Raw genomic sequence first — 11,670 nt, 5'->3', positions numbered from 1 at the left:
ACCTTTTTTATTGTTGAGAAACAATAATATTTTCTTGTGATGGCTCAACTTGAACCATCTGTAATTTATCAACTGACAAACGCTCAATACGGCTATGGCTCGCTAAGGCATTTTCCTCGAGGATCAGATTGCGCCATTCAATATCCAGCGAATCTTTCTCTTCGTACAATTTGTCTTTGGCTGCGGTTAATAAGCGAGTTTCGTGTGCCGTTGTGACCACAAATACGGCGCTAATAATAATCGCAGCCAATAAAATCAAAGGAACGATGCCGTAGCGAAATAAATCACGTCCAATCACGCGTGCTAGGCTGTGCCTTTCAGGGATCATTATTGCGTCACCTTTTCTGCAAAACGCAGCACCGAACTGCGTGCGCGCGGGTTTTCGTCAATTTCGTTATCCGACGGCTTCATTTTGCCTAAATCACGTAACTGCGCTGCACCTAACGCTCTAATTTGCGTTTCTGTCAGTGGGATCCCAGCAGGTACACTTGGCCCTTTACTGTTTTTACGGATAAATTGTTTAACCAATCGGTCTTCCAAAGAGTGGAAACTGATCACGGATAAACGCCCTTCTGGTGCCAAAACACCCATTGCACCGTTTAACGCCTGCTCAATCTCTTCCAGCTCGCTATTGATGTAGATACGAATAGCCTGAAAGCTGCGAGTTGCTGGGTGCTTATGTCTGTCTTTCATCGGGCTAACTTTAGAAATCAACTCAGCCAGATGGCGCGTACGGGTTAATGGCTCTTCTTCTGGGTTATGATTGCGTTCTACAATCGCCCTTGCGATACGCTTCGAAAAACGCTCTTCACCAAAGGTTTTCAGTACCCATGCAATGTCATCAGCCTCTGCATTCATCAGCCATTGTTGCGCTGATTGCCCTTTAGTCGGGTCCATACGCATATCCAATGGCCCGTCACGCATAAATGAAAACCCTCTTTCTGGGTCATCCAATTGCGGTGAAGATACGCCTAAATCCAACAAAACACCGTCAATTTGCCCCACCAGCCCTTCTTCTTCCACGTATTGTGCAATGTCTGAGAACGGGCCATGCTTAATCATAAAACGCGGGTCATCAATGGCTTGTGCGGCTTTAATGGCTTCTGGGTCACGGTCAATGGCGATTAAGCGCCCGTGTTCACCCAGTTGGCTTAAAATTAAGCGAGAATGCCCACCACGACCAAAAGTGCCGTCGATATAAATACCATTTGGTTTAATATTCAAACCGTTAACGGCTTCATCCAATAATACGGTTACGTGCTTAAATTGCTGTTGCGTCATTGTTATAGTGACAAATCCTGTAAGCGGGCTGAGAGTGGTTCAGTGGTGAGGCGCTCCGCAGCGATATCATTTTCCACTTGTTTGTACCAAGTTTGCTCATCCCAAAGTTCAAATTTATTAATTTGGCCAACCAACATGACCTCTTTGGTTAGCCCTGCGTGTTGGCGCAATGTATTGGCTAACAAAAGACGTCCTGCATTATCCATTTGGCATTCGCTAGCGTGACCCAGTAAAAGCCGTTGTACACGTCGTTCTGCTTCGTTCATGGTGGATAAGCGAGACAGCTTTTCCTCAATAATTTCCCATTCAGGTAGGGTATAAAGCAGCAGGCATGGCTGGTGAAGGTCAATGGTGCAAACCATTTGCCCTTTCACTTCCTCGGTCAGCATTCCTCGATAACGAGTAGGCACGGTTAGCCGCCCTTTGCTGTCGAGATTAACCAGTGTTGCCCCACGAAACATACCCGATTAAACCCCTTTCAGTTCCTAGTCACCCACTTTACCCCACAATTCTCCACATATAAAGTTTACGAATGGTATGAAAACCTTGTCAAGCCAGTCGCACCCAGCTTTAGGTTTATTTACAGAACAATTCAGAAAATAGAAGGATGGGTAAAATCTTACTTGGAAAGAAAATAAGAAATAACGAATTGATATAATTAGCTTATTTTATAAATTTCACACAAAATAGCAAAGTAGCTGTTTATTGCTGAAAAATCACACAAATGGCGCTAAATCCAATCTCACTCTCATTTTTAATCAGTGTATTTCGTACCAATTCTTTACTTTTAATCTGATATTAAAACAGTGTTAATATGCCTAAAAGATAAAAACACCTCTCTAGCAAAATAAAATCGTTATATTTCAGCAAACTAAATAACTGTTTTAATAAACAGTATTAAAACAACAAAAAAAGTGCCCAACTCAATAAAACCATCTGCAAAAACCTTTTTTATTTTTATTTTTATCGCATTTAGCTTTTGTTACAAAATAAATAAATAATTGATTAAGATAATTCCTAAAGTGAAATATTTACGTATTTTTAGCCGATAAAAAAAAGACCCCTACATTGTAGGGGCCCTTATATTACTCATAATCGTGATCAACATCACTCATTATTGAGATGCTTTACACTGATTGCCCAAAGTTAAGGCGATTTTTTATTGCTTACGGCCTAAACTTCCGCGACGGCATAAATCACGACGAATACGAGTGATCCCCGTGTCGGGTTTTTGCTTTTCATCAAGGCTTGCTAATACCAGCTCGAGAATACGCTCTGCGATATCACGGTGGCGCTGTGCAAGTGACAACACAGGGCAACCGAGGAAATCCAATAATTCGTTATCCCCAAAGGTCGCAATCACCATATGCTCAGGCAAACGACCGCTGCGTTTGAGTGCTACATCCAGTACACCTTGGAGCAATGAGAAAGATGTTGTAAATAACGCATCTGGCATCTCATTGCCGCTATCAAGCCAATTTGCAAACACGTCTGCGGCAGAATCACGCTCATAGCTATTTGCGTACAAATAGTCAACTTCACGTGTGTCGCCATTCCATGCTTTACGAAAACCCTGCTCACGTAAATAGCTGACAGACAGTTCAGGTAATGCCCCTAAATACAATACCGATTCAGCTTTGAACTTACGTAACTCTGCTGAAATCATGAAAGCATCTTCTTGGTCATCCCCTACAACACTAATAAAGTGCTCTTTTTCAAGGGCTCTATCCAATGCAATAATAGGGAGCGAACGGTTTGCCCAGCGCTGATAAAAAGGGTGCTCTGGTGGCAGTGCAGTCGACACAATAATGGCATCAACTTGGCGCTGCAAAAGGTGTTCAACACAACGAATTTCGTTGTCTGGTTGATCCTCAGAACACGCGATTAACAATTGGTAGCCGCGTTGACGTGCCTGTCTTTCTAAATAATTAGCTATACGTGTATAGCTGGTATTTTCTAGATCGGGGATCACCAACCCAATGGAACGGGTGCGCCCTGCACGTAAGCCCGCAGCAACTGCATTTGGATGGTAATTGTGCTCTCTGACGACTGCCATCACTTTTTCAACAGTTTTATCGCTGACTCGATACTGCTTGGCCTTGCCGTTGATCACATAACTAGCCGTTGTGCGGGAAACACCCGCTAGACGGGCTATCTCATCCAGTTTCACGTTAACCTCTTTTTAATTTCGGGAACAGCCTCGAGTCATTCGAGGCCTTATATCCGAGTATTCTACCTTTGGAAGATAAATTTTTCATCGCATAATTTTGTCACCACGCGAAACACCGACGATACCTGAGCGCACAACTTCAACAATTTCAGCAACACCACGTACTGATTCGATGAAAGCATCCAGTTTATCGCTTGTTCCTGCGAGCTGAACGGTATAAAGCGTAGGTGTGACATCGACGATTTGCCCACGGAAAATATCCGCACAGCGTTTCACTTCATCACGTCCATAACCTGAAGCTTGCAGCTTCACTAACATGATTTCACGCTCGATATGTGCTGAAGCCGTCAGCTCACTCACTCGCAGTACATCCACCAGCTTGTGCAACTGTTTCTCAATTTGCTCGAGAACTTTCGCATCACCTTTAGTTTGGATGGTCATACGTGACAATGTTGGGTCATCAGTGGGCGCAACCGTCAAACTTTCAATATTATAACCGCGTTGAGAGAACAGACCTATGACACGGGACAAAGCACCTGATTCATTTTCTAATAAAACGGATAAAATACGACGCATGATCAGGTCCTCTCTGTTTTGCTCAACCACATTTCGTCCATTGCTCCACCACGGATTTGCATTGGATAAACGTGTTCAGTTTCATCAATATTGACATCAACAAATACTAAGCGTTGATTTTCATTCACTTCCACTAAGGCTTGCTTGAGTTTCTCTTCAAGTTCATTTGGTGAGGAAATCGAAATCCCAACATGGCCATACGCCTGCGCTAATTTGATAAAATCAGGGAGTGACTGCATGTAGGATTGGGAATGGCGGCCTTGATAAATCATATCTTGCCACTGTTTTACCATGCCTAAGAAGCCATTATTGAGATTCAGAACTAAGACAGGCAAGCCGTATTGCAGTGCGGTTGATAGCTCTTGGATATTCATTTGAATACTACCATCACCCGTTACGCAAACTACCGTTGAGTTTGGATGGGCTAATTTCACCCCTAATGCGGCAGGTAAACCAAAGCCCATGGTGCCGAGACCACCTGAATTTATCCAATGTCTTGGTTTATCAAATGGATAATACAATGCAGCAAACATTTGATGCTGCCCGACATCCGAAGTCACATACGCCTCACCATTTGTTAAACGATAAATCATCTCAATGGCTTGCTGAGGTTTGACTTTAGTTTGACTGGTTTCATAGCGTAAACACTGTTTTTTACGCCACTCTTCAATGTCTTTCCACCAATCTTTTAACGCATTCTCATCTTGTTTTGATGACGCTTGGTCTAACTGCCCTAACATTTGTTTTAACGTTGATTTTGCATCACCAACAATTGGAATATCTGCATTTACCGTTTTTGAAATTGAAGTTGGGTCAACGTCAATCTGGATCACCGTCGCATTTGGGCAATATTTTTCTAAATTGTTGGTTGTACGGTCATCAAAGCGTACACCTACTGCAAAAATGACATCTGAATTATGCATGACTTTATTCGCTTCATAAGTTCCATGCATACCTAACATCCCGACGGATTGCTTATGGGTTTCAGGGAAAGCCCCTAACCCCATCAAGGTCGAAACCACTGGCAGTTTTAATGCTTCAGCTAATTCAATGAGTTCCGCTGAGCAATTGGCGTTAATCGCACCGCCACCAATATAGAAAACCGGTTTTTTCGCCGCGACTAATTTAGAGAGTGCTTTTTTGATCTGCCCTTTGTGCCCTTGCAGTGTCGGGTTGTATGAACGTAGAGAAACAGACTCAGGGTAATGATACGGAAATTTAAGTGCAGGGTTCACCGTATCTTTCGGGAAATCGATCACAACAGGGCCAGGACGGCCACTCGCCGCAATATAGAAGGCTTTTTTAATGGTTTCAGGGATTTCTTCGGCACTTTTAATTAAGAAACTGTGTTTCACTATTGGCCGCGATATTCCCACCATGTCACATTCTTGGAACGCATCATTACCAATTAAAGAGCTGGCAACCTGCCCTGATAGCACCACCATCGGCACAGAGTCCATATAAGCGGTTGCAATGCCAGTAATCGCATTGGTTGCTCCGGGGCCTGAAGTGACGAGAACAACGCCAACATCCCCTGTTGAGCGTGCATAGCCATCTGCCATATGCACTGCAGCTTGTTCATGACGCACCAGAATATGTTCCACACCACCGACAGTATGAAGCGCATCATAAATATCTAATACTGCACCGCCTGGATACCCAAACACGTGCTTTACCCCTTGGTCAATCAATGACTTGACGACCATTTCAGCTCCCGACAACTTCTCCATGAGTTTGCCCCCAGACATTATTTGCAAGTTAAGAGGTATCAATTACCTCTTTATTTTTATCATTTAAACAGGTTAATGCGTGCTATTAACATATCTCTCTGGCTGAAACGAAGCAAACATCATTTCAGCACAAAAATAGCGGTATTTTCAGATTATCTTGAACATTGACACTTGGCAGAGTGAATGACTGCATATGGAAAAAATGGGAGAAATTTTGACTATTTTTCAGCCAGCTAGCAACTTGAAATATTTTGTTCTGACCGTGAATATCAACAAGAAAAAAGAAAAGATATAGGCAGGATTAATATACTAAGAGCATCAGGCTCACCTACCGAAATAGATAAGCCTGAGAATAAAATGCTTAATTACTCTTTATACATAGATTCAATTTCTAATTGATAACGCTCAGAAATTATTTTACGGCGTAATTTCAAGGTTGGGGTTAACTCCCCTTTCTCCATTGAAAATGTGGTCGGTAACAAGGTAAAACGCTTAACCTGATGAAAATTCTCTATGTTTTTTTGCAGTTCTTTTAATCGAGCTTCAAAAAGCGCCACAATATTAGAGTCTTTTAGTAACTCAAGGCGATCTCGATATTTTAAGTTAATCGAATGCGCATATTCTTCTAGGCTATCATAACAAGGTACTATCAGCGCAGAAACAAACTTACGTGTATCAGCAATAACGGCAATATGCTCAATGAATTTATCTTGGCCTAACACCCCTTCAATTAGTTGAGGTGCGATATACTTACCGTTAGACGTTTTCATTAAGTCTTTTAGCCTATCCGTAATATATAAATTGCCTTGTGCGTCAATTTTCCCCGCATCCCCCGTTTTTAACCAGCCATCAGAGGTAAACGTATCTAAGGTTTCATTTGGGCGATTGTAGTAACCTTTCATTACGACAGGGCCCTTTACTTGGATTTCATCATCTTTACCGATTCGCACTTCAACCGAAGATAATGGCGTGCCAATCGAACCCAGTGGATATTTACCCTCTTCCCAACATGAAACCGTCGCGCATGTTTCTGACATGCCATACCCGTATTTAATATCCACACCTGCGGATAAGAAAAAGGCAATAACATCATCATCCAAACGCGCCCCAGCCGCTGGCATAAAACGAATACGACCACCTAACCCCTCGCGAATTTTACTTAAAACCAGTTTATCCGCTAATGGGAAGATAGCGCGATTGATTAATGATGGTGCGCTCCCTTTAGAAAGGGCGTTAACACGACGCTTGCCAAGGGAGATAGCCATCTTAAACAGCATTCTGCGTGCCCATGGTGCTTTTGATACCTTACTTTGCACTGCACTGTAGACTTTTTCATAGAAACGCGGCACCGCACACATCACGGTAGGCTTCACATCCGCGAGTGCTTCCCGCACTAGATTGGTATCCGTTAAATAGACATTGAGTGCCCCTACGTGCATGACATAGAAACTCCAAGCACGTTCAAATACATGAGAAAGGGGTAAGAAACTTAACGAAATATCATCTTCCGTTAGTTGTAATCGCTCATCATGCAAATACAACTGAGCGGCCATGTTGTAGTAATCCAACATCACGCCTTTTGGCTCACCCGTCGTTCCTGATGTATAGATAATCGTAAATAAATCACTGAGATTATGGGCTGCAATGCGTGCATCCAGCTCCATTTGGTACTCAGGCTGTGCTTGTGCCATAAAAGTGGATAAATACAAGGTTGCTACTGAGTTATCAATCAGTTCAACGCCTTCATCCATCACGACAATCATTTTTAATTGAGGACAAAGCACAGGTAATTGGCACGCAACATCATATTGCGTTTGTTCACCGACAAACAACACTTCAATGTTGGCATCGTTAATAATATAAGCAGCTTGTTCAACACTACTGGTCGCATAAAGTGGAACCGTCACCGCTCTGATCTGTAATGATGCTAAGTCAATCAGTGACCAACTCATGCTGTTGTGGGCAAATAACCCGATATTTTCTTGTGTTGAAACTTCTAATGCTAAGAGGTGACGAGAAATCGCAGACGTGCGTTCACCCACCTCACTCCATGTTAATGAGCTTTGTTGCCCATTATTCCATTGACTGAAAGCTATCCGGCTCGCTGATTCGTTCGCATTGATTCTGCTACGTAAGCGATTTACTAAATGGTATGGATATAGATTTTCAGTAATCAAAGTTAATTCCCTATCGGTCATTATTGATATAAGTCACTCGGTATCTTCACAAGAACTTAACCGTTTTACTATTTCAGCTTACAACTGTTAGCTGAATATCGGCAGTTTATCGACTAATAACGTAGGAGGAAAGTTTTTCTATGTAAATTTTCTGCAAATGTTATGTTCACTGCAAAACTCACCATAGCGTTCACTACAATGAGTTAATTAACTTGTCTTGGAGCCGTGAATCTTGTAGTTCAGGCTCCATTTTGCGAATTTACCTTAAGAAAGTGATTACGCCGCGACTGCTTGGTCTAAGAGTTCCTTGATCATTTGGCTAAATTGCGATTTCATCCATTGATGGCCTTTATCCCTTGCTGTCGATTCATGCCACGTTAGGTAACAAGGGCGAGACTGACTTTCTAATGGCAACGATAAAGTCCGTAATTTCAGTTGCCCTGTATAATGCTCAACGAGCCATTTAGGGGCAATTGCCACTAAATCAGTTTGAGATACGATATTTAACACACTACTGAGGTCGGTTCCTTGATAGCTAATTGTATGAGACAGCTCAGTATTATAATAGTAAGGCTTACTAAATGAACCTATATTTTCCATTGACATAATAGCATGACGTTCACTCATTAAATCCTGTTCAGAAATAGAATTAACCATTCGTGGATGATTATTCGCCGCGACTAAAACCAAATCATCATTAAATAAAATTTGATGTTGATACTCGGGTTTTTCGAATTGGTTATAGCCGATAAAGAAATCTATTTCCTGATACTTTAATTGGTGTGCAATGTTATTATTCAAAAATGAATGAATAAACACATTAATATTAGGCGAGGCCATTTTAAACTTCGCAACAATCATTGCAGCTAGACGAATATCTAAAGGAGAGCAAATCGACAAATTAAATACACGATCGCTATCTTGTGGGTCAAAACCTGCTCCAGGTAGCTCATTATGCACTAATTGTAACGCTTGTCTTACTGGCCCAAATAACTGTTTAGCCCGAGAGGTAGGCTGAATACCACGGCCATAACGAACGAATAACTCGTCATTAAACATTGACTTTAAGCGTGAGACTGCATTGCTCACTGCGGGTTGAGACATGCCTAACACTTGCGCTGCTTTAGTGACATTTTGCATCTGCATAACCACATCAAAAACAGTTAATAAATTTAAATCAACATTACGTAGGTGAATATCGCTGCTTTCTTTTTTACCTGTTGAAATCGTATCAAAATCAGTCATTTTTTACTCCACTAAATATATTTATCATTTTTCATTAACGAAAAGATGCATTCATCTTTAAAATCCCGACGAATATATAAACTCGTTAAATATTATTTCTGAAACAACTTATAGATAGTAAGCTATTTCGCTTTCCCTGCATTTATTAAAACGACGTTTCTATTACTTTACTCATTAATTATGATTCACAGAATAGATATCATTATAAAACGCAAATATTCACCAAAGTAATGAGTGATATTTTCATATTAAGATCACAATTACTCTCAGTAAAAATAATAAAGCAATTTTCTGAAGAAATCATAATAAATCGCATTTGGATTCTGTAAATATTCTCATTATCAGATTAATTTTTACTTATTCATTTATTAGGCAACTAAGTTAATCAATAGCCATTGATTTTAGTGATTGGTTTTACAGGTTTTATCTTTTCTGAAAAAAATTAAATAACAAAAAATAAAAACAAACTTAAAAAACAATAAGTTACACAAACAAAAGCGTCTAAAAAATTCACCAGAAGAATTTTACCCTGAATTTTCAATTCAAATATAGGCAAAAACATCACTGAAATTAGTAAAAACAGTCACATTCCCTAACTCAACTCTGTAATTCACAATTGGTAAAAAACAGTCAGAAATCCATCATTGACATTAACTTTAAGATCACGTATCTATAAATACAGTTGATTTAGAAACCTATGAGAGACAGTTTAAAATGACATTTTCTATCCGCCTACTAAGCCTACTACTACTCGCATTAAATTTGCGCGGTATGCTTATGGACGGAAAATAGAAAGACACTGTCCACAAACATTAAGAACCCGCGCAACCCGCGGGTTTTTTTATGCCTGCGGCTTTGGAAGAACATAAAACTCAATTTATTAAAACAAAATTCGATATGAGGAACACAATATGAGCAACCAAGTCATTATTTTCGATACCACATTACGTGATGGCGAACAGGCATTGCAGGCTAGTTTATCAGTCAAAGAAAAATTACAAATTGCTTTTGCGTTAGAGCGTTTAGGTGTTGATATTATTGAGGCAGGTTTCCCTGTTTCCTCCCCGGGCGACTTTGAATCCGTGCAAACTATTGCACGTGAAATTAAAAATAGCCGTATCTGCGCATTAGCACGTTGTGTCGAAAATGATATCGACGTTGCAGCAGAGTCATTAAAAGTCGCTGAAGCTTTCCGTATCCATATCTTTTTAGCCACCTCCAATTTGCATATGGAGAAAAAATTAAATAAATCGTTTGATGGCGTAATGGATATGGCAATCAACTCAATCAAACGTGCCCGCCGCTATACTGATGACGTTGAATTTTCTTGCGAAGATGCAGGCCGTACTGACCCAGATAATTTATGCCGTATCGTTGAGACCGCAATCAATGCAGGGGCAACAACCATTAATATCCCAGATACTGTTGGTTACACTACCCCTTACCAGTTTGGCGGCATTATTACCGATTTGTATAACCGCGTTCCAAATATTGATAAAGCGATTATTTCTGTCCACTGCCACGATGACTTAGGCATGTCAGTTGCCAACTCCATCAGTGCTGTACAAGCGGGTGCACGCCAAGTGGAAGGGACAATCAACGGTTTAGGTGAGCGCGCAGGAAATACCGCCTTAGAAGAAGTCATCATGGCGATTAAATTGCGCGAGCAAATGTTAAATGTCCATACCAATATTAATCACAAAGAAATTTACCGTACCAGCCAATTAGTTAGCCAATTATGCAACACGCCAATCCCAGCCAATAAAGCCGTGGTGGGTAGCAATGCCTTCTCCCACTCTTCCGGTATTCACCAAGATGGCGTATTAAAAAACCGCGAAACCTACGAAATTATGACGCCTGAGTCGATTGGTTTAAAAGCAGAGAAATTAAATTTAACCTCGCGTTCTGGCCGCGCTGCCGTGAAACACCGCATGGAAGAAATGGGCTATCACGAAGGCAAAGATTTCAAATTGGACGAGTTGTATACCGCATTTTTGAATTTAGCGGATAAAAAAGGTCAAGTGTTTGATTATGATTTAGAAGCCTTGGCTTTCTTTACTAAGCAACAAGATGAAACCGACCACTTTGTGATGGATTATTTCAGCACACAGTCTGGTTCAAGCATTGTGGCAACCGCGACAGTCAAAATGCAGTGCGGTGATGAAGTGAAATCGGAAGCGGCAACGGGTAATGGCCCTGTTGATGCTATCTACCAAGCCTTTAGCAACATTACCCATTACCCAATGAAATTAGTTTCTTACCAGTTATCAGCCAAAGGCCATGGCGAAAATGCATTAGGCCAAGTGGATATCGTGGTGGAATGCCATAACCGTAAGTTCCACGGTATGGGCTTAGCGACAGATATCGTTGAATCTTCAGCAAAAGCGATGGTTCACGTGTTAAACAGCATTTGGCGTTCTGAACAAGTCGAAATCGAAAAACAAAAAATAAACCAAGAATCACAATCAAACACAAAGGAAGCAGTGTAACC

The 11,670-nt window shown here is 41.1% G+C and carries 9 protein-coding genes; 1 reads left to right on the top strand and 8 read right to left on the bottom strand.

Features of this window, described 5'->3' with window-relative positions:
• Positions 1–7: 7 nt before the first annotated feature.
• The 8 genes from ftsL to leuO form a co-directional block, all read right to left on the bottom strand.
• Positions 8–328 carry a cell division protein FtsL gene (ftsL, locus tag ABWP91_RS08875; protein WP_353242961.1) on the bottom strand — a complete coding sequence of 107 codons (321 nt, stop codon included), beginning with the start codon at positions 326–328 and terminating at the stop codon, positions 8–10.
• Positions 328–1,281, bottom strand: a complete 954-nt coding sequence (gene rsmH / locus ABWP91_RS08870; RefSeq protein WP_353242960.1) for a 16S rRNA (cytosine(1402)-N(4))-methyltransferase RsmH — start codon at positions 1,279–1,281, stop codon at positions 328–330. The genes ftsL and rsmH overlap by 1 nt, the downstream gene beginning before the upstream one ends.
• Before the next feature lie 2 nt (positions 1,282–1,283).
• On the bottom strand, positions 1,284–1,742 hold the full coding sequence (mraZ, locus tag ABWP91_RS08865; protein ID WP_353242959.1) for a division/cell wall cluster transcriptional repressor MraZ: 459 nt from the start codon (positions 1,740–1,742) through the stop codon (positions 1,284–1,286).
• Positions 1,743–2,440: 698 nt separating this feature from the next.
• Positions 2,441–3,451, bottom strand: coding sequence for a catabolite repressor/activator (gene cra / locus ABWP91_RS08860; RefSeq protein WP_219246501.1), 1,011 nt, complete (start codon positions 3,449–3,451; stop codon positions 2,441–2,443).
• 84 nt (positions 3,452–3,535) lie between these two features.
• The gene (gene ilvN, locus ABWP91_RS08855) at positions 3,536–4,027 is read right to left on the bottom strand and encodes an acetolactate synthase small subunit (protein WP_206082710.1); all 492 of its coding nucleotides are present in this window, start codon (positions 4,025–4,027) and stop codon (positions 3,536–3,538) included.
• Between the two features lie 2 nt (positions 4,028–4,029).
• Complete coding sequence (gene ilvI / locus ABWP91_RS08850) at positions 4,030–5,757, bottom strand: acetolactate synthase 3 large subunit (RefSeq protein WP_353242958.1); 1,728 nt, start codon at positions 5,755–5,757, stop codon at positions 4,030–4,032.
• A gap of 365 nt (positions 5,758–6,122) precedes the next feature.
• Complete coding sequence (locus ABWP91_RS08845) at positions 6,123–7,955, bottom strand: AMP-dependent synthetase/ligase (protein ID WP_353242957.1); 1,833 nt, start codon at positions 7,953–7,955, stop codon at positions 6,123–6,125.
• A 255-nt stretch (positions 7,956–8,210) separates the two neighbouring features.
• Positions 8,211–9,179 (bottom strand): transcriptional regulator LeuO, encoded by a 969-nt coding sequence (leuO, locus tag ABWP91_RS08840; RefSeq protein WP_353242956.1) that lies wholly within the window; start codon positions 9,177–9,179, stop codon positions 8,211–8,213.
• Positions 9,180–10,090: 911 nt separating this feature from the next.
• Here leuO and leuA point away from each other — a divergent pair.
• A complete protein-coding gene (gene leuA, locus ABWP91_RS08835; protein WP_353242955.1) occupies positions 10,091–11,668 on the top strand; it encodes a 2-isopropylmalate synthase in 1,578 nt (525 codons plus the stop codon).
• The last annotated feature ends 2 nt before the right edge of the window (positions 11,669–11,670 follow it).

The organism is Providencia sp., assembly GCF_040396775.1.
Classification (GTDB): Bacteria; Pseudomonadota; Gammaproteobacteria; order Enterobacterales; family Enterobacteriaceae; genus Providencia.
The sequence above is the reverse complement of the archived record's forward strand: the minus strand, read 5'-3'. Positions and strand labels throughout refer to the sequence as shown.

Bases quoted from the DNA above. Each gene is read 5' to 3' on its own strand.
- ftsL (WP_353242961.1), bottom strand. From the start codon at position 328: ATGATCCCTGAAAGGCACAGCCTAGCACGCGTGATTGGACGTGATTTA.
- rsmH (WP_353242960.1), bottom strand. From the start codon at position 1,281: ATGACGCAACAGCAATTTAAGCACGTAACCGTATTATTGGATGAAGCC.
- mraZ (WP_353242959.1), bottom strand. From the start codon at position 1,742: ATGTTTCGTGGGGCAACACTGGTTAATCTCGACAGCAAAGGGCGGCTA.
- ilvN (WP_206082710.1), bottom strand. From the start codon at position 4,027: ATGCGTCGTATTTTATCCGTTTTATTAGAAAATGAATCAGGTGCTTTG.
- ilvI (WP_353242958.1), bottom strand. From the start codon at position 5,757: ATGGAGAAGTTGTCGGGAGCTGAAATGGTCGTCAAGTCATTGATTGAC.
- ABWP91_RS08845 (WP_353242957.1), bottom strand. From the start codon at position 7,955: ATGACCGATAGGGAATTAACTTTGATTACTGAAAATCTATATCCATAC.
- leuO (WP_353242956.1), bottom strand. From the start codon at position 9,179: ATGACTGATTTTGATACGATTTCAACAGGTAAAAAAGAAAGCAGCGAT.
- leuA (WP_353242955.1), top strand. From the start codon at position 10,091: ATGAGCAACCAAGTCATTATTTTCGATACCACATTACGTGATGGCGAA.